Here is an 18,913-nt window from a genome sequence, read left to right on the forward strand (position 1 = left end):
AAGGAGCGAGTCATATGGTTGAGTTCAAGCTTCCTGATGTGGGAGAAGGCATGCATGAAGGAGAAATCGTAAAAGTACTGGTTCGCACGGGCGAATCCGTTCAACAGGATCAGCCACTGCTGGAGGTGCAGACAGACAAGGTGAATGCCGAGTTGTCTGCCCCAGTGACTGGTATCATCCGTGAAATCTTCATATCGGAAGGGGAAACCGTAGAAGTCGGAACTACCCTTCTCGTGATCGATGCAGGTACGGAAGCAAAGAAGGAAGAGACAAAGCTTCCAGAAAAGGTCGTAAACCCGGATAAGACAGTCAATTTTGCGCCAGCTCGTGCTGATCACCGCCGCTCATTGGCTACGCCGTACGTTCGGCAGCTGGCACGGGAAATGAAGATTGATATTGAGTTGGTCACGGGTACAGGAGCAGCAGGGCGTGTGACGGAAGAAGATTTGCGCCAATTCGCCAATCGACTGCAAAAATCAGTACCAGCGAAGTTTCCAACGTCGGCTACTGGCAATGAGCGTCTGTTGGAGGCAAGTACGGTGGAGGTTGAGACTGAACCGGTTGTTCAGCCGAAAACAGGAACCACTACTCGTGCAGCCACCTCGTCGCAGGGAGATATCGAACGGCTACCTTTAAAAGGCATTCGGAAAAAGATTGCCGAGCATATGGTGAAATCAGTCACAATCATTCCGCATGTTACTTCTGTCGATGAGCTGGAGATGGATCTGCTTCGTGCTTTACGCGAAAAGTTAAAGCCACATGCGGATAAGCGAAATATCAAGCTGACCTTCTTGCCGTTCTTTATCAAGGCGCTAGTCATCGCACTGAAGGAATTCCCGACGTTGAATGCGTCGATTGACGACCGTACGAATGAAATCCTGCTCAAGCGCTTTTACCATATTGGCATTGCAACCGATACGCCTGAGGGCTTGATCGTACCAGTCATCAAGGATGCAGACCATAAATCGATTTTTCAACTCGCAGAAGAAATCGATCAACTGGCAAGATTGGCACGCGAAGGCAAATTGACGATGGAGCACATAACAGGTGGCACCTTCACGATCAGCAATGTAGGTCCAATCGGGGGACAGCAAGCAACTCCAATCATTAATCACCCGGAAGTAGCCATTATCAGTTTGCACAAAATGGAGAAGCGCTGGGTCGTACGTGAGGATGAAGGCGTTATTCGCTGGATGATGAACCTGTCACTTTCGTTCGATCATCGCCTGATCGATGGCGTGACGGCGGTACGTTTTACCAACCGGATCAAGGAGCTGCTGGAAGATCCGAATCTATTGTTTGCGGAGATGGTATAAATGGTAGTCGGCGAAGTAGCAGTCGAAACAGATGTGGTTGTCATCGGTGGTGGGCCAGGAGGTTATGCAGCCGCTATTCGTCTCGGACAGCTGGGGAAATCGGTCGTTCTGATTGAAAAGGAAGTACTGGGTGGAGTCTGCTTGAATCGCGGATGCATTCCGTCGAAAGCTTTGATTCATACAGCAGGCGAATACCACAAGCTCAGTAGTCTGAATAAGCTGGGAATCCAACTGCCGACGGGGAAAGCGACCTTCCATATGCCGAGCTGGCAGACGTGGAAGTCTTCTGTCGTTGCTCAACTGAACAATGGGGTCGATTATCTCTGTGAGGCTAATGGGGTTACAGTCGTGAAGGGGACAGCGACATTTCTCTCGAGTGATCGAATTGGCGTAGAGACGGGTGGCGATTTTGAAACGTACAAATTCAAACAAGCGATTATCGCGACAGGATCACGTCCATTCATTCCATCGTTTTTGAAAATAGACGGAGAATATTTTCTGGATTCTACTGATATACTGGCATTGGATAAAATACCGGAAACACTGGCCATAATCGGTGGCGGCTATATTGGAATGGAGCTAGGGATGGCGTTCGCCAAGCTTGGATCACAGGTGACCGTCATTGAAGCAGCCGAGCGCATTTTGCCGCAAACAGCTGCCCATCTCTCTTTGGAAGTGCTCAAGCAGGCGAAACAGCTCGGGATGACGGTGAAGATCGCGACAAAAGTAGAGAAGGCTGAGGTAACGAACGGAAGAGTCACGCTTGCATGCACTTCAGAAAAGAACGGTTCCGAAAGTATCACCGCACATAAAACGCTCGTCACGATAGGGCGAGTGCCTAATACAGGTGAACTCGGACTTGCTCAGGCGGGAGTAGAAATGGACGAGCGCGGCTATATTCCCGTGACATCGACTGGCAGTACGAACAAGGCGCATATTTACGCCATCGGCGATGTAACACCTGGCCCTGCGTTAGCCCATCGTGCGACGAAGCAAGGGATTGTGGCAGCCGAGGTGATCGCAGGGCTGCCTAGCAGCGTAGACTCCCCTTACGTTCCATATGTGATTTTTACCGAGCCGCAAATAGCGGGTGTGGGGATGACACGCGAAGAGGCAGAGCTTCAAGGATACAAGGTCAAGTCAGCGGCGTTCCCTTATCGGGCGAATGGAAGAGCACTCGCCATGGATGAAGGAGAAGGTTTTGCAGAAGTGATAGTGGATCAGGAAAGCCATTTATTGTTGGGAATGCACGTTGTAGGTGCTGATGCATCGAACCTGATCGGGGAGGGTGTGCTGGCACTTGAGCTTGCTGCGCGTGTAGAAGATGTGGCGTTAACCATGCATCCGCATCCCACTTTAAGCGAGGTATGGCTGGAGGCTGCCGAAGCGGCGTTAGGTCATGCTATTCATATCGTAAACAAATCAAAAGTAGCTGTGAGCAAATAGATCTACTATCGTGAAACCTTAAAGATACGTGACGGATATTCATAACAATGATCAGCCTCGAAGCCTAACAAGATTAGCATTTGCATGAATGTGCTACGCTGGAATTAATCTCGTGCAAAGGATGTGTGGTCATTATGAAATTGAATCACGTCAATCTTACCGTTACGGATGTTCCAGCTGCTTCTGATTTCCTGGAGAAATATTTTGGCCTGAAAAAGTTAGATACGTCGGATGATGCCCGTGGCGATAATTTTGGGGTCCTCTTTGACGATAACGGCCTGGTGTTTACCTTGATGAAGGGTGCCGAAGTCCAATATCCCAAGACATTCCATATCGGCTTCATTCAGGAGAGCGAAGAGAAAGTAAATGAAATCAATCAACGCTTAAAAGAAGATGGTTACCAAGTGGCACCGCCAGTAAGATCGCATGGCTGGACGTTTTATGTGAAAGCTCCTGGTGGATTTACGGTTGAGGTACTTGCGTAACGCGTATGCACATAGTTCGAAAGCCTTCTTTTTCTCATAAGAAAAGAGGGCTTTCTTTTTATTGTTTAAACATCCGGTAAATCAGAAGGGGTGGGCGATAAGTTGCAACGCCCACCACAGGCTACGATAGAAAGACATTTTTTATACTTGCAGGCTCTCTTTCTTCCCATAATGGAATCCCATTTGATACGCACGGTCCAGCAGCAGCTCGATATGCGCAGGATTTTGCGCCAAGGTGTCATAAAGGAATTCAACCCTCGAGTCGTCGATTCCGACGTAACTGGAGATTCCGACATTGAGGTGATGCGCTATCATTTGGTCATAATTTCTTTTTTGAAAATGATCTTCAGGAGCAGCAGCGAGACCGATCCACAATGCATGCTTATGGTGCAGTTTACGTGAGCCATAGGCAAACCCGTTGTTCCAGACGCGATCGATATATCCTTTCAGCATGGCTGGCATGCTGAACCACCAGATCGGAAAAATGAAGGCTAACGCGTCGTGTTTTCTCATGCGCTCCATTTCAATCTCGACCTCTTCGGAATATTTCTTATCTCCGTTGTTCCAATCTGGCTCATCTTCCTCCCATAAAACAGGGTGAAAACCACTGCGATGCAAATCCAAAACTTCAACCTCATGTCCTGCATCTTTTAGGCCCTGTACGAAACGTTCTGCAACGGCAAAGGTCAAGGAATTGGTTCGTGGATGGGTAACAACTGTCAATACTTTCATTTTCATACACCCTCTATTTCTGTAGGAATTTGTACACCAAAATCTTTGATGCGATCGATAGCAAAACTTACAAGTAAGGTGCTGGTATATCCGTATCATGCACCATATAATGAATTGTGAAAAGTACGCACTTTTTTGTGCTTTTAATACCAAAAAGTAACATAGGAACAAAAAGGTTCCTGTCAAAATCGTAAGTAATGAGGGAGGATAGCCAATCGATGAGACCAAAGCTCAAACATACATACCAAATTCCTTCTGAAGCAACACTAGATGTTTTAGGTGGCAAATGGAAAACCTTGATTTTATGTCAGTTATACTACGGGCCAAAAAGAACGAGTGAATTGAAGAAACAAATGCCGGACATTAGCCAAAAAATCCTCACTCAGCAGCTTCGCGAGCTAGAAGAGGATGGAATCGTCATTAGGACCGTGTACAGCCAAGTACCGCCAAAGGTTGAGTATGAATTAAGTGAATTGGGAGAATCGCTCAAACCAATCATGGATCTCATGTGTGAATGGGGTGAACGTTACCTACGCGGGGAAATACCAGGCAAAGAGTCTTAAATACCGATCGGTCGAAGGAGGAACAATCACGTGCATTCCCCCTTGTTTCCAATTGCAGACCCTGCAAAAACGCGGTTAGATAGAGAGCTATTCAAGGAATTTGACAGAAAGATCAGAAATGAAAAGATCGTCAGCTGCCTCATTATTCAAGATGGTTATCTGGCTTACGAATACCATAAAAACAAGAAGCAAGCGCAAAAGCTTCAAAAGATCAATTCCTGCACGAAAAGCTTTATTTCGGTGCTCATTGGAATCGCATTGGATCAAGGACTGATCGCTGGTTTGGATACACCTATCTCTTCCTACTTTCCTTATTTAGAGCAAAAGTCTGTCGATCCCGTTAAACGTTCCATTACCTTGTTTCATTTGCTCACGATGACACCTGGTTTTGATTGGCCAGAGTTCGGCGAGTGGCAATCATTTCCCCGGATGCTCTACAGTTCGGATTGGGTGCGATTTGTGCTGGATCGGCCGCTTCTTGACCAACCTGGAGAGAAGATGAATTACAATTCTGGTTGTTCGCATTTATTGTCTGCCATCCTGCAAAAGGCAACAGGAATGAGCACATATGATTTTGCCAAAAAGCATCTCTTTCAGCCTCTAAACATCAAAGACTCGTATTGGTATTCTGACGGACAGGGTATTCATAACGGGGGAGACGGATTACGCCTTACTTCGCGTGATATGGCAAAGCTAGGAATACTCTATCTGCAAGGCGGTCAATGGCAAGAAGTACAAATTGTTTCAGCAGCATGGGTTCAAGAATCCATTCAGCCAAAATTTCGGACATACGAGAGGATTGGGTCTTACGGCTTGCATTGGTGGAGTGAAAGAATCGATTCAAGGAAGGATTGGACAGAGGACAACTTCTATTATTTTGCCCTTGGCTTTGGAGGGCAGTACATACTGATAGTCCCTTCGCAAAAGATGATTGTTGTGTTCAGCAGTGAGCTGTACGACCATTCTTTGCGGCCTCTTGCTTTATTCAGAAAGTACATACTTGCAGCGGAATAGAGCGAAAACCAGTTCAGGGCACGAGCAGGTCCTTCGAACTGGTTTCTTTTTACATGAAACATTTTATTTGGGTGGTGCGTCTGTATGGACAAGAGTTGACTGGCAGAATGGCTAGCAGGAGGAAGATGTTGCTGTACACAGATGCGCAGGATTTGCCAAGCCCGTCCAAGGATGCATTCAAATAAAGCATCAAGCAGGATACAAGTGGATAAGGAAGGTATTGTGTACCCATAATACCTTTGACAGACAACAAAGAATTCGGGGTGTTTAGAATGAAAAAATGGAAACTGTTATCGCTCATGCTGATTACTGCAATGGGGTTAAGTGCATGTGGCGGTGCTGCTGCACCGGATGTGCTGGAGCAAGTAGAGATTGTGCCGAAACCTACGTTTACAGTAGGGAGTGAAGTCATCTTGAAAGCAAATCACCAACCGGGAATGCAAGGGGCAAAAGCAAAAATTGTGGGGGCTTACGACACAACCGCCTATTCAGTGACCTATACACCTACAACGGGTGAGCCCCCTGTGAAGGGTTATAAATGGATCATTCAAGAAGAAATCAAGAACCATATCCAGCAACCGTATAATCCAGGAACGGAAGTCGTCTTGAAGGCGGATCATGTGAAAGGGATGCTCGACGCATCAGGTAAACTCGATACAGCAAATACAACGACGGTCTATATGATCGATTACACTCCCACGACAGGGGGAGGAGAAATAAAGAACTACAAATGGGTAACGGAAGATGAGATATCACCAGTCAAATGATCGATACCATCCTCTTATGAAAAAAGGCAGCTGTGGCTTTTCAACGCCAAAGCTGCCTTTTCTGCTTTTCCATTGATACGAGCTGTTTGATGTTACATGCGACGAGACTTCCATTCCGTGATCATTTGATTGAGAGATTCCCTGTATAGCTCAATTGCTTCCAGCATCTCATGGAATCGCTGCATAACTAGCTCACTTTCCTTCAAATTTTCAATTTGCATTCCTTTTTCTATGATATTCTTTAATGACAGGATTCGCTCTAAACCCTGTATAAACTCTTCCTCAATTGCATCTGGTGCCATGATGTAATAGCTCACACGGTCGCCTGTCACACTCTTTTTTTCCGCGATTCCAATTTTTAAAAGCATGCGGATGTTGGTAGACACACTTCCTATACTGACTTGCAATGTTGTGGCAATCTGCTCGGATGAAAGGGGTTCCTGAGAGACCATCAACAGTCCAATAATCCGGCCAGCAATTCTGGATAACCCTTGATTTTCGTGATGGAGAGCCATTTCTTCAATCAATTGCATCGTTTCTGCCGTTAATTTGTCCAACTTCATGACTCCTTTTTCCTCGTTTTGCCCGATTTCCATGCTTTTGTCTATTATACTACCAATAGTCATCGCTTTCTTCAGAAAATACCAAAAGAAAATGCGCCTGTTCTGCTGACAGGCGCTCGGATCATTCATGATTTTAGTGGCGTGGTAGTGCTTTCATGGGTTTGACGAAGATACTCCATGATCATCAAGGCAGAACCTAGCTGGACAGCGCACAATTCGCGCAGCGGACGCATGGACCAGTTAAAAAAGGAGAGTAGCTCTTGTAAGCCTTGATTCAGCCATTTTTCTGAATCTGCTCGAATCTCTGAAAGGGTGATGTTGTCGGGCTGGGCATCCAGCATGCGGATCAGCATGCTACAGCAGCATAGAGAACTCCATAAAGTGCGTAATTTCAGGTCAAACATTTCAGCTACTGTTGCGAAGCGTGCTAAAGCTGCATCATTTTCAGCTGATTGTAAATGATGGGATCGAACATCCTCCATACCGATCAGAAAATCCTCTACAGACCGCTGAAATCTGGTTGGTACCGTTATGAATGCCTGTGCGCTTTTGTACTGTTTGGATAAAAAAGCAATCTGTTCACCTTCCAGTTTGGCTATGTCCAGCGTAGCATCCTTGTAACTATGAGTGGTTTCAGATTTATCTCCCATCCTTGGGTCCGTAAACAACGATATTTCCGAAACAAGGCAAAAGGTACGGTAACGTGTCCCAGCATAATCGCGGGATGAGCCCCCCATGAGGATTGCTTTCGCAGGGTCTTCTCCAGGAGGCAGGATACTTTGGTAGTAATCGTACATAGAAGACAGCTCAGGTAGCTGATAAAAACCGGGTTGGATAGGGGGCATGAATGGTGCCTCCGGTTCACCGATCATCAGCGGTAATTGATGATCATGGGTCAGTTTTATGATCTGTTCACACAATGCATCGGGAAGAGGGGTTGATACATAATAAAACGTTCCAGTTTGATCGGAGCTGTGCAAGCTGTTGAGGAAATGCGGCTTGGCTTCATCAATCGCCCGCATAAATGCTACGGTTTCAGGAATGGGCTCGCTGAAGCTCAACGTTTTATAGGCATACGGGAATGTCCATTCAACTTGTTCGAGCATACTGGGACGATAGTAGCAGCGGATGTAACGATCTGGAGAAAATGGGCCGTCGTACCAACCTTCATTCAGTCGGCAACCATCTACGTCGATTTCTTTGATGATATAGAATGTATAATCCATTTGCTCTAATAGGGCAGAATCCTCACATAGTTTTTTGCTGAGATACTCTAACGATAGAGCTCCAATCGGTTCATTTGGATGCGGACAACCCACAAACAGCGCGCGATGCTGGCCATTTCCAATTCGCAGCATGAGGATTGGGTGTCCTTCTGTTGAGTGACCAATGGTACTGAGGGTAACAAGATCTGGATAGGCGGCAGCTAATTCACGGGAAGAGGTGTCCAATTCCTCAATGGTTAGAAAATGTGAAAAATCAGGCATTTCTTGCAGCAGTTTTTGAATGAAATCAGTCAAGCTCCTCACTCCTTTTTTTGATATGGATAAGAAAGGATGAAACCAAAGCGATTGCTGCACCTACTAGCAACAGGGAAAAACCGGCTTGAAAAGAGAACGCCTGTATGAATGCGCCCATCGCGATTGGTGTAAGAATACTTGCCAGTTTTCCTCCGGTTAACAGAATTCCACTAGCAGTGCCCAAAGCATCTGAGGGGATGATACGCATGGTAAGTCCAAGAATGGGTTGAGTGGTAAAGGATAGAAAAAACAAAGAGATCGACTCAAACAACAGAAACTGGTTGACATGTTCTGAAAGGATCATGAGCGTAAGGAAAATCGTTGAGAACAGAAGGGACGGAATGACCAACGTTCGAAACTTTTGATGAAAATAACGGTCAAACAACCAGCCGCCTGCCAAATTACCAAGCATGGAAATGAGAAGAGGAAGCGATGAGTATAAGCCTGATTGGGTAATAGCGAGATGCTTTTCCGTTGTTAAGTAGGTAGGTACCCATGTCAAGCAGCCAACCATCACGATTTGAATTCCGCAGAGCATACTTGTTAGTTTCAGCAAATGCTCATTACGCAAAAGAGATAGGAAAGGGATAGGTTTCGGTTTTGATGCTGAGCTTGAAGGTGGTTCCATTACGAAAGGACGGGGAAGGAATATCCAGAGAATGGGGGCCAAGAGCAGGCCGATTGATGCTGTAAAAAAAGCAGCTTCTTGCCATCCCAGTATCGCAATCAATGGTGCTACGAGAAAAGGGGCAAGTCCAGTCCCAATAGGTTCGGCTGTTGAAACGATGGATAAAGTGGTTGTACGGATGTTTGCAGGTGTTCGTTCGGCAATTGCTTTTAACATAGCAGGCATAAGTGGGGCATCGATAAACCCCAACAAAAAGCGGACAACGAGTAAGGCTACAAAACCTGTGACCGCCCCTGTAAGCGCAGTCAATATTGCCCACAGTACCAAATTGATTACAATAATTTGCTTCGAGCCTCGTTTATCAGCAATGATCCCTCCTGGAATGGTAAAAATCGCGAAGCCTAAAAAATAAACACTGATGATCGCGCCTTGCTCCACTGGATTCAGATGAAATTCCTCTCCAATAAGTGGAAGTGCCATAATGATGCTGTACGTGCCAAGAACTCCAACGAGTATAGTGACAAACAAGAGCACAGCACTAATCGAAGTAGCCTTTTTCATGTGCATCACTTCCTAAATGATGTTATGTGTATTATCTTAATTAAATTCAGTTATTTTAGTCAATACTGAAATTACTGAAATCAATGAGCCGCTGAGAGCTGCAATTCGAATAACGAAAACGACCTGTGGTTGCATGAATGGTTTTCCATCATGCTACCTACAGGTCGTTTATTTATCTCAGTTCGCAATTGTATGAATTAGTACTTTCTCGTGAGGATTCGAGAATTGGTCCCGTCTACAGTGATTTCCCAGCCTCTTGGGATTTCATAAGCAAAGGCTGGCGAGGGATGCTTGATCGCTTCAATGCTGGATTCAGTAGGGATACTGGTGATATTTACGATATGTTTTTCAAAGAGATTTAGATTTACCACGACCCAGCCATATGGTACAGGTTGGCTGGTACCAACCCATTTATTCTCCAGCTCATGAGGCTGGTACCGTTTTTTATTCTCATTTCTGATATCTATATAAGCCTGTCTCTTGCTGTTATAACCTCGACCGATTTCTACCCAACCAGAAGGGATGTTAAAGCTTAAGCTTCTTTCCACTTGCCCATAATTAGCGCCATTAATATATTTTGCTACTTCATATCCAAGCTGTGTTCCACGATGTGGCTCTTTTTCAATCGAAATCCATCCATTCGGAAAAAACGTATCGTATGCCACTACTAACGTATCACCATACCGCCAGTTTCCTTCAAAGATATTTTTTTGTGGACGGACGATAAAGTCTTTTCCTTTTGCTACCACATCTGTTGCTTGAGTCGGGACTAACAGGAATGTGGATGCCAAGACGAGAATACCCAGACTTCTTACCACGTTTTTCATTATTTACTCCTCCATATGAATGCAATAAGTATAAAATTTCAATAAGTATGATAATTCTAAACAGATTTGAAATACCCTTCTCTTTATGGAAAAAAATTCCTGTTCGGAAATTGTTGAGCAAGACAATTGGTCCAATGGGACACGAGTTTTCGATAGAAGCACAGTAAAAAAACGGAAATATTACTTGTTGAAACGTACAAATGAATATGATATGATGCTGGTAACTTAATGACTGGAGCTGAAGAGTATAATGGATAATTTTCTTGCTTAAAAAATAAAACAAACAGCGATATCTTTCGCGTGTTTTATTCTTTATGTGCAAGAAAGTTACTTATATCTCTTCACTCAAACAATATATCCTTATCTGACTTCTTTTTTTTGAGTTGGATTTGCTGTATTTATTTGAGCTACAAGAGAGTAACTTTCTTGTAGCTTTTCTATTTTTTGCATACAGGGGGATGGTTGTATGTCATTAATCAGTGTAAATAACTTGACGTTTGCCTATGAAGGCAGTTTCGATAACATTTTTGAAAACGTGAGCTTCCAAATCGATACAGATTGGAAATTGGGCTTTACGGGAAGAAACGGTAGGGGGAAGACAACTTTTCTCAACCTGTTGCTTGGTAAATATGAATACAGCGGAAAGATTAGTGCTCATGTCAGCTTTGAATACTTTCCATTCCAAGTCGAGAACAAAGAATATCTGACCCTTGATATCGTTCAAGACATTGTCCCGGACTATCAGTTATGGGAATTAATGAGAGAGTTCTCCCTCTTAAAGGTTTCAGAGGATGTGCTATATCGTCCCTTTGAATCTTTGTCCAACGGGGAACAAACAAAAGTGATGTTAGCCGCCTTATTTCTAAAGGAAAACAGCTTTTTGTTAATTGATGAGCCAACGAATCACCTCGATATGCATGCAAGGGAGCTCGTCAGTGATTATCTCCATTCCAAAAGCGGTTATATTCTGGTGTCCCACGACCGAGCATTTCTAGACAACTGTGTCGACCACATCCTGTCCATCAACAAGACGAACATCGAGGTGCAAAAAGGAACCTTCTCCGATTGGTGGGAAAATAAACAGAGACAGGATAACTATGAACTTGCTGAAAACGAGAAGCTCAAAAAAGACATTAAACGCTTGTCGGACGCAGCTAAACGTACAAGCAACTGGTCAGACGCTGTGGAAAAGACGAAAAATGGAACATTGAATTCCGGTTCCAAAGTAGACAAAGGGTATGTCGGCCATAAGGCTGCGAAAATGATGAAGCGCTCCAAGTCGATTGAGCAAAGACAGCAATCCGCTATTGATGAAAAATCGAAGCTGCTGAAAAACATTGAAAACCAGGAAAGCTTAAAGATTGCACAGCTTGCTTATCATAAAAATCAACTGGCGGAACTGGAGAAGGTTTCGATTTATTACGGAGAGAAGCAAGTTTGCGCAGACGTCAGCTTTACGATTGAGCAAGGGGAGCGTATTGCGCTGGCAGGCAAGAACGGTTCAGGAAAATCCAGCATTCTCAAGCTCATTTGCGGAGAGAACATCGATTATACGGGCACCTTCCGAAAGGGGAGTCAACTGAAAATCTCGTATGTTTCTCAAGACACTTCCCATCTAAAGGGAAATCTCACCGACTTCGCGCGAGACAACGGGATCGAAGAGAGTCTGTTTAAATCGATTTTGCGCAAGCTGGATTTTTCCCGCGTGCAATTTGAGAAGGATATCTCCGCTTTTAGTGGCGGGCAGAAGAAAAAAGTACTCATTGCGAAAAGTCTTTGCGAGAAAGCACATCTTCATATTTGGGATGAGCCGTTAAACTTTATTGACGTCATTTCTCGCATGCAAATTGAAGAGCTGCTCCTTGAACACTCGCCAACGATTCTTTTTGTGGAGCATGACAGGGAGTTTTGCATTAACATTGCTACAAAGATCGTTGAATTGTAATGAGACGAAAAGTCTCTAAAAGGAAGAAGGTGGGGAAAACCGTTTCGTTTTCCTCACCTTCCTTTTTGTATAAGGAGAAGGTACTTTTCGAAAGGGAAATTTGAGCAATCGAGAAGAAATACTAAGCAGTGAAATGTGGTAATTTTTAGACAATACTTTTGAAAGAATGGCGGAGATCCAATGGGAAAAATAATTGCAAATGTAAGCAGCACATTGAATGGTATCTACACTGGGCCGACAGGAGAAGAAGACAATATGGTTAGTTGGGCGTTGCCTGGAATCATCGACGCCACAGATGATGGTCTTGCGTTCTTCCAGAGGGTTGACGCAATCTTGATGGGGCGAGTCACCTATGAAGGTTTTGCAAGCTATTGGCCGTTCCAAGTGGGTGATTGGGCTGATGCTATGAATAAGACACAAAAGTTTGTAGCAACCAATAATAGTGAGCTTACGGAAGTTCACTGGGGGGACTACGCCGATACGATTACACTCCTTCATTCTGATGTCATGAAGAAAATAAAGGAGCTAAAAAAACAAATCAAAGGTGATATCATTGTTCCTGCAAGCGCGGGTCTTGTTCAAAATTTGATTCATGCTGATTTGCTTGATGAACTCCGAATGATTATTCATCCGGTCTTAATGGGCAGCGGCAAATTTTACTTTGACAACATCCAAACACGACACGATATGAAGTTGATAGAAACGAAGCTGTACGGAAAAAGCGGATCCATCCAACTGCGTTATGAGATCGGAGAGGCACAATAAAAATAAAAAAGGCTGTTTAACAATCGGGTATTTTCTGGAGGAATAAAAAAAGTCCAATTTCTCAATTTTTATGGATGGAGAAATTGGGCTTTTTGTTTTTTGCTCTAATCCGTTCGTAAAGCAGGGTACACGAAAGTCTTTAACGTAACGCCCGTAAAGGAACAGCCAGAAGCCTTTGGATGACCACCACCACCGTAATGCTGGGCGATCACAGACAGATCCACGTCTTCTCGAATCGTTCGAAAGCTGATTCTGCCTTTCCCAGGATCGAGCATGGCGACGAAATCAATCATTTCTGCATTCTTACATAAGAAATTGCCTGTTGTGGAGTGATATTGTTCAAGGAAAACTACGCCCACTTGATACGTTTTTGGTTCGTCTAAATCGATTTCTACCGGAATCAGCTTCATTTGCTTCAGCTTTTTATGCTCAAATTCATCGATTCGTTTTTCTTCTGTATAGATGAGGATCGATTCTACTTCGTCAAATACGAACTGATCCGTATGATCACCTTCACTACGCAAGCGTCCCAGTACATTCTGAACAAACGTGTCTCGCTCGACCATATAGAATAAAATGTTCAGTTGATTAGCCTGTACAGTACCGGTTGCATCCCAGTCCCACGTATCAAACGCACGAACCAGCTCTACATAGTCAGAGAGAACGCCAGTGGGAGCCAGATACCCCTGGTTTACCAGGTAATCATAATAAAGGCTCGTTGCCGAAGTCTTTTTCCCTGATTCTTCCATGATAACCTTTGCCCATTCGTACTTGGAAGCCAGAGGAAGGGCGGTTGGGTGATGATCGATCAAGACAAACGCATGTCCCTGGTCGACCTTTTTCTGAATATGCGTTGCGACCTCGTCATTGGTACTTACGTCGGTAATTACAACATACATATCGGGAGAAAGCTCTTCCTCGATAAACTTCTGTACTTCTTGGTTGACAGTGTAAGGAGTTACTCCGCGGTAATCGACTTCTTGGTTGGAAAAAGCAATTTGACTCAGGATTGCACAGGATACGCCATCCAAGTCCTTGTCGCTGAAATGAATGATTTTTTGATGATTCATGAAGTATCTCCTTATGAATTGGCTCGTCGCTCAAATTGTACTGCCTTCAATCATCTTTCCCATTCAACAAGACGTGCTTGCACGAAGACAACAATTGGAGATTATTTACAATATGAATTTGATCTTCCTGCATCAAGGAAAACCCTCTTGATCCTGGGTCAATCGATCAAGAGGGAAGGGCATGACAAGCTATTTCCTTGTTTGATCCGGTTCCGATTGCACGATGGTTAATGCCGTATCGCCATCGGTCTCCACAAGGTGCTTCAACATTGACAACTTATTGTTCCAAAACTGCTCATAAAAGGAAAGCCACTGCTTTACTTCTGTCAGGGGACCGGGATGCAACCGATAAATTTTCTCACGGCCTACCTTATGTCCCGTAACCAAATCTGCGTCAGCAAGTATATGAAGATGCTTGACCACAGCAGTTCGGCTTATGGGGAAATGAGAGGTAATTGCTGAGATCGGCAATTCTTTTTCAGCTAGCAAGCGAAGGACTTCTCGACGAGTAGGGTCAGCGATCGCTTGAAATACATCAACCTTTTCTGCTGAAGCAGACATTTAGCCTTCCACAACCTTTTTCAGACGCTCATGAACAATTCCAACCCAACCTTGATTCATCTTCTCGCGAATCATTGAGCTCTTCGCGTTTGCTTTTCCGATGATCTCATCTGCCGCTTTCCATCCACCATGAATGAGGGTAAACTCCGTTTTATCTCCCAGGTCTTTTAAAAGAAAAGAGACGATCCAACCGTCTGTATCCCAAGCAAAAGAAAGGCGATGTGGCGCTTCTACTTCCAACACTTTACACGGTGACGGCCCAAAAGGAGATTGGATATGAAACTCATGACCTACCACTGGCTGAAAATCATTCGGCATAAACCAAGCAGAAATGGCTTCCGCAGTGGATACTTTCTCCCATACCTTTTGAATAGGGGCGTCGAAAACGATGGTTTGTTTAATATCTTCTACGGCTTGTTGATTGTTCTGTTCCACGATAAATCGCTCCGTTTCATAGTGAAAATCTAACACCTTTAGGTTCTACTTTAAGATGATATAACACCTTTTGGTTTTATGTAAATGGTATTTTTCCTCCAACTCATGAAATATATTCGGCGAGGAAAATGTGCGAATGTGATCCAATTTTGCATGAAAAGGGTATAATAAATTGGCAAAATGTATTATGCGTACCGTTACGTCCATTCAAATAACGCCAATCGATCAAAGGAGATACAATGACGGACAAAAGAGCAACAATCGAACCGGGATGGAACTTCGATAACAGCTATACAACGCTGCCCAAATCGTTTTTTTCCAGGCTCAATCCACCTCCTGTACGTTCACCGAAGCTAGCCATTCTCAATGAACAATTGGCTAAATCGCTTGGGCTGAATGTCGAAGCACTGCAAAGCGAAGAAGTCATAGCCATGCTTGCGGGAAATAAAACCCCGGAAGGCGCAGAGCCTCTCGCTCAAGCATATGCGGGACATCAATTTGGCCATTTTACCATGCTAGGCGACGGTCGTGCTCTCCTGCTTGGTGAGCAAATTACGCCTACAGGCGAGCGCTTTGATATCCAACTGAAAGGTTCCGGCAGAACACCTTATTCACGCGGGGGTGATGGTAGAGCAGCCCTTGGCCCGATGCTGCGTGAATACATCATAAGCGAGGCCATGCATGGACTTGGCATTCCTACGACTCGAAGCCTTGCCGTAGTGACAACCGGGGAGTCGATCTATCGCGAATCCGAGCTGCCTGGTGCTATTTTGACGCGTGTTGCAGCCAGTCATATCAGAGTAGGCACGTTCCAATTCGCGGCAAGATTTTGTTCCATAGAAGACCTCCGCGCGCTAGCTGATTACACATTGCAAAGACATTTCCCAAAGATCACAGCAGAAGAAAACCGCTATCTCCTTCTGCTGAACGAAGTCATCCAGCGTCAGGCTGCGTTGATTGCCAAGTGGCAACTCGCAGGATTTATTCACGGGGTCATGAACACCGACAACATGACGATCAGCGGCGAAACCATTGATTACGGTCCTTGCGCTTTCATGGACACATATGATCCTGCAACGGTATTTAGCTCTATTGACGTTCAGGGCCGCTATGCTTACGGAAATCAGCCGTACATAGCCGTTTGGAATCTTACTCGTTTTGCGGAAAGCTTATTGCCGTTGCTGCATGACAACGAAGCGCAGGCTGTGAAAATGGCCGAAGATGCCCTTGCTGAATTTGGCAAGCTGTATCACGGCAATTGGCTAACAGGAATGCGGGCAAAGCTCGGATTGTTAAACGAAGAGGAACAGGATGAAGCGCTGATCGAAGGTCTGCTCAACATGATGAAGGACCACCAAGCTGACTATACGAATACATTCCGTGCTTTCACGCTTAACCAACCAGAAGAAACCGTGCTGTTTGGCACGAGCGAATTCACGGAATGGCATGAGCAGTGGAGAGCCAGACTGACGAGACAGCCAGAAGACACCGCCATGGTACAACAGTTGATGAAAAAGAGCAATCCGGCAGTCATCCCTCGGAACCATCGTGTAGAAGAAGCATTGGAAGCAGCATGGAAAGAGGGCGACTACACTGTGATGGAACGGCTCCTGGCAGTTCTTTCTGATCCATATGCGTACACTCCTGAACAGGTAGAATACACGACTTTGCCAGCGGAATCAGCATGTCCTTACCAAACGTTTTGCGGTACATGATCGCATGCAATCAGAGTCCAACGATCTTTTACATGTTGGACTCTTTTTTCATACGTCCGATCCGAGCTAATATATGGAAAGCCGAAGAAAAAAGGAGCAATTGCTTAATGGATAAAAAAGCAAAGCAAATCTTGATGAAAACATTTTGGAGCAGCAAAGGCTGGAACAGTGCTCCGTACGATTTTTCGGGAGAAGATTTTGAATACGCAAAAAGCAAAGGTCTCATGTTTCACCCGTTAACGATCAGTCACGAGGAGTGCATAGACAAAATTATTGCTCTGCATGAAAAAGTGACGAAAGAACAAGTCGCCGCAGCATTTTTGCACAGTCTCTCGACGCGAAAGGTGCACCTGCGCAGCGCCTTGTCTAGCTGGGCTTTGACGGAGCCATTGAAGGCACACGCGTTCGAAAGTAACACTGGCAAGTATACGAATCCAGAAAACGGCATCTACTTTGCCATGTACGGAGACTGCCATCTTTGCGACCGCTACCATATTGCAAGCAGAGAGCAGTATACGAATGAAGATTTGAATGTATTGAATTTCGAAAGAATCAAGTGGGGAGGTATACGCCTGAACTATCTACTGTACCTCATGCTTGATCTGGAACTATTAAGCAAGGAGGAAACTTTTTCGGTACAGGAAGAAGATGTAGCCATCCTCCGTCAAGTGCTAGCCATCATCGCCAGCAGTGAACCAACCGATGCCGCTCGTCAACTGGAGAAGCGCCTTAATGGAGCTTTTGCATCTAGCAAGAACGAACGGGATGTCTTTATGGAAATTCTTGCATCCGCTGGGATCTTGGCTCCAAGCAAGGACAGACCAGGGCGTGGCGGGAAGAACGACTTTTTCGCCGTTGTGAATTGGCGGGGGGAAGATAGCTATTCCGAGCAAGCTGTCCAGAATTTCTTTGGTCCGTGGCTGTAAAGAACAGAAAATCTAGGAACAAAGAAGGGTGCCATCTATACGCGAAGTGTGTATAATATTGGAAAAGCATGTCGAAATTATGTTTTTATTGAAAGGAGGTGAGATATAAGTGAAAAAGAAATTAATCGTCTTGTCAGGCATTGCCGGCAGTGGCAAAAGCAAGTGGGCACAAGAAATTGCCAAGAAGGAACGGGCAACCATCGTGTCTACGGATGAAATCCGCCAAAACTTATTCGGTGATGAGCGAAAACAAAAAAAGTCTGCACAAGTATTTTTTGAGGTTTATTCGAAAATCGCAACAGAGCTGGCGAATGGAAAGAATGTCATCTTGGACGCTACTAATATTGACAGAGAGAAAAGAATGAAGGTCCTTGCCAAATTTCCCGATGTCCAAAAGGAATGCTATTACCTCGATGTTCCTTATTCGGTTTGCCTGGAGCGCAATCGATCCCGAAAGAGAACCGTAGACGAATACATCTTGGCGAAGATGCGGAAGAACTTCCATTTTCCCATCAAGAATGAGGGATGGGATCACATTCATCTCTTGCACGAGCCGGTTCCTTATGGCATTGAAAAAGAAGAGTTCGTTCAATTGCTTCAAAACGAACCCTCCTATGAAGAGCTTTTCGGCAGGCTGAATGCCATTCCGATTTTCAAAGAGATGTATCAATTTAATCAGGAAAACCCTTATCATCAGTACCCTTTGTGCAAACATACCTATCATGTTTTCGATTATGTAAACGCCTTTTACACGGAAGAAGACAAATTTCTCATGCAGGTGGTCGCCTTGTTTCACGATACAGGAAAACCATTTTGCAAAACCTACAAGCCGATGAAAGGCCATTACTCCTACTACGGACATGAGCATGTATCTGCGCAAATTGCTTGCCATTTCTTAAAAGAATTAGGATTCGACGATGATTTTATTTTTGAAGTCGTCAACCTGATTCAAATGCACATGAAGATTAACTACGGAACGCAGCAAGATATTTCCGAGATTTATCATTTGTTGGGCGATGAGTACCTGTGGAAGCTGTACTTTTTCAAGGAAGGTGATGCCTATGCGAAATAAGG

The 18,913-nt window shown here is 44.7% G+C and carries 20 protein-coding genes; 12 read left to right on the forward strand and 8 right to left on the reverse strand.

What is annotated here, in order from left to right; all coding sequences use genetic code 11:
• The first annotated feature begins 14 nt into the window (after positions 1 to 14).
• From C7R91_RS15950 to C7R91_RS15960, 3 genes are all read left to right on the forward strand, one after another.
• On the forward strand, positions 15 to 1,316 hold the full coding sequence (locus C7R91_RS15950) for a dihydrolipoamide acetyltransferase family protein (RefSeq protein WP_047069277.1): 1,302 nt from the start codon (positions 15 to 17) through the stop codon (positions 1,314 to 1,316).
• Positions 1,317 to 2,762: a dihydrolipoyl dehydrogenase gene (gene lpdA, locus C7R91_RS15955; RefSeq protein WP_047069279.1), complete on the forward strand. Its 1,446-nt coding sequence runs from the start codon at positions 1,317 to 1,319 to the stop codon at positions 2,760 to 2,762.
• A 134-nt stretch (positions 2,763 to 2,896) separates the two neighbouring features.
• Positions 2,897 to 3,247: a VOC family protein gene (locus C7R91_RS15960; protein WP_047069280.1), complete on the forward strand. Its 351-nt coding sequence runs from the start codon at positions 2,897 to 2,899 to the stop codon at positions 3,245 to 3,247.
• 141 nt (positions 3,248 to 3,388) lie between these two features.
• Here the strand turns inward: C7R91_RS15960 and C7R91_RS15965 are convergent, their stop codons facing one another.
• Positions 3,389 to 3,979, reverse strand: a complete 591-nt coding sequence (locus C7R91_RS15965) for an NAD(P)H oxidoreductase (protein WP_047069283.1) — start codon at positions 3,977 to 3,979, stop codon at positions 3,389 to 3,391.
• A gap of 218 nt (positions 3,980 to 4,197) precedes the next feature.
• Here C7R91_RS15965 and C7R91_RS15970 point away from each other — a divergent pair, with 218 nt between their 5' ends.
• The 4 genes from C7R91_RS15970 to C7R91_RS15980 all read left to right on the forward strand — a co-directional run bounded on the left by C7R91_RS15970 (position 4,198) and on the right by C7R91_RS15980 (position 6,323).
• Complete coding sequence (locus tag C7R91_RS15970; RefSeq protein ID WP_047069284.1) at positions 4,198 to 4,542, forward strand: winged helix-turn-helix transcriptional regulator; 345 nt, start codon at positions 4,198 to 4,200, stop codon at positions 4,540 to 4,542.
• 30 nt (positions 4,543 to 4,572) lie between these two features.
• On the forward strand, positions 4,573 to 5,556 hold the full coding sequence (locus C7R91_RS15975) for a serine hydrolase domain-containing protein (protein WP_047069285.1): 984 nt from the start codon (positions 4,573 to 4,575) through the stop codon (positions 5,554 to 5,556).
• Between the two features lie 53 nt (positions 5,557 to 5,609).
• Complete coding sequence (locus C7R91_RS29705; RefSeq protein ID WP_255322387.1) at positions 5,610 to 5,741, forward strand: hypothetical protein; 132 nt, start codon at positions 5,610 to 5,612, stop codon at positions 5,739 to 5,741.
• Between the two features lie 87 nt (positions 5,742 to 5,828).
• The gene (locus C7R91_RS15980) at positions 5,829 to 6,323 is read left to right on the forward strand and encodes a YdhK family protein (protein WP_047069287.1); all 495 of its coding nucleotides are present in this window, start codon (positions 5,829 to 5,831) and stop codon (positions 6,321 to 6,323) included.
• Between the two features lie 92 nt (positions 6,324 to 6,415).
• Here C7R91_RS15980 and C7R91_RS15985 read toward each other — a convergent pair whose 3' ends face one another.
• From C7R91_RS15985 to C7R91_RS16000, 4 genes are all read right to left on the reverse strand, one after another.
• Complete coding sequence (locus tag C7R91_RS15985; protein WP_047069510.1) at positions 6,416 to 6,886, reverse strand: GbsR/MarR family transcriptional regulator; 471 nt, start codon at positions 6,884 to 6,886, stop codon at positions 6,416 to 6,418.
• Positions 6,887 to 7,011: 125 nt separating this feature from the next.
• On the reverse strand, positions 7,012 to 8,406 hold the full coding sequence (locus C7R91_RS15990; RefSeq protein WP_047069288.1) for a M14 family zinc carboxypeptidase: 1,395 nt from the start codon (positions 8,404 to 8,406) through the stop codon (positions 7,012 to 7,014).
• Positions 8,399 to 9,595 carry an MFS transporter gene (locus C7R91_RS15995; RefSeq protein ID WP_047069289.1) on the reverse strand — a complete coding sequence of 399 codons (1,197 nt, stop codon included), beginning with the start codon at positions 9,593 to 9,595 and terminating at the stop codon, positions 8,399 to 8,401. The genes C7R91_RS15990 and C7R91_RS15995 overlap by 8 nt, the downstream gene beginning before the upstream one ends.
• A gap of 197 nt (positions 9,596 to 9,792) precedes the next feature.
• A complete protein-coding gene (locus tag C7R91_RS16000; protein ID WP_047069290.1) occupies positions 9,793 to 10,422 on the reverse strand; it encodes a hypothetical protein in 630 nt (209 codons plus the stop codon).
• Positions 10,423 to 10,888: 466 nt separating this feature from the next.
• Here C7R91_RS16000 and C7R91_RS16005 point away from each other — a divergent pair, with 466 nt between their 5' ends.
• Together C7R91_RS16005 and C7R91_RS16010 are read left to right on the forward strand one after the other, a co-directional pair.
• The gene (locus C7R91_RS16005) at positions 10,889 to 12,367 is read left to right on the forward strand and encodes an Lsa family ABC-F type ribosomal protection protein (RefSeq protein ID WP_047069292.1); all 1,479 of its coding nucleotides are present in this window, start codon (positions 10,889 to 10,891) and stop codon (positions 12,365 to 12,367) included.
• A gap of 180 nt (positions 12,368 to 12,547) precedes the next feature.
• Positions 12,548 to 13,132, forward strand: coding sequence for a dihydrofolate reductase family protein (locus tag C7R91_RS16010; RefSeq protein ID WP_047069293.1), 585 nt, complete (start codon positions 12,548 to 12,550; stop codon positions 13,130 to 13,132).
• Positions 13,133 to 13,236: 104 nt separating this feature from the next.
• Here C7R91_RS16010 and C7R91_RS16015 read toward each other — a convergent pair whose 3' ends face one another.
• The 3 genes from C7R91_RS16015 to C7R91_RS16025 form a co-directional block, all read right to left on the reverse strand.
• Positions 13,237 to 14,202: a DHH family phosphoesterase gene (locus tag C7R91_RS16015; protein ID WP_047069295.1), complete on the reverse strand. Its 966-nt coding sequence runs from the start codon at positions 14,200 to 14,202 to the stop codon at positions 13,237 to 13,239.
• Between the two features lie 189 nt (positions 14,203 to 14,391).
• Positions 14,392 to 14,763, reverse strand: coding sequence for an ArsR/SmtB family transcription factor (locus tag C7R91_RS16020; protein WP_047069296.1), 372 nt, complete (start codon positions 14,761 to 14,763; stop codon positions 14,392 to 14,394).
• Positions 14,764 to 15,198 carry an SRPBCC family protein gene (locus C7R91_RS16025; protein ID WP_047069511.1) on the reverse strand — a complete coding sequence of 145 codons (435 nt, stop codon included), beginning with the start codon at positions 15,196 to 15,198 and terminating at the stop codon, positions 14,764 to 14,766. It abuts the gene before it with no gap.
• A gap of 239 nt (positions 15,199 to 15,437) precedes the next feature.
• On the opposite strand from C7R91_RS16025, the gene C7R91_RS16030 reads away from it, so the two are divergent.
• The 3 genes from C7R91_RS16030 (at position 15,438) to C7R91_RS16040 (ending at position 18,911) form a co-directional block, all read left to right on the forward strand.
• Complete coding sequence (locus C7R91_RS16030; RefSeq protein WP_047069297.1) at positions 15,438 to 16,913, forward strand: protein adenylyltransferase SelO; 1,476 nt, start codon at positions 15,438 to 15,440, stop codon at positions 16,911 to 16,913.
• Between the two features lie 107 nt (positions 16,914 to 17,020).
• Positions 17,021 to 17,839 (forward strand): hypothetical protein, encoded by an 819-nt coding sequence (locus C7R91_RS16035; protein ID WP_047069299.1) that lies wholly within the window; start codon positions 17,021 to 17,023, stop codon positions 17,837 to 17,839.
• A gap of 109 nt (positions 17,840 to 17,948) precedes the next feature.
• The gene (locus C7R91_RS16040; protein WP_047069300.1) at positions 17,949 to 18,911 is read left to right on the forward strand and encodes an AAA family ATPase; all 963 of its coding nucleotides are present in this window, start codon (positions 17,949 to 17,951) and stop codon (positions 18,909 to 18,911) included.
• Positions 18,912 to 18,913 lie beyond the last annotated feature (2 nt).

The sequence above is a fragment of the Brevibacillus formosus genome, from assembly GCF_003013405.1.
GTDB classification, from domain to species: domain Bacteria; phylum Bacillota; class Bacilli; order Brevibacillales; family Brevibacillaceae; genus Brevibacillus; species Brevibacillus formosus.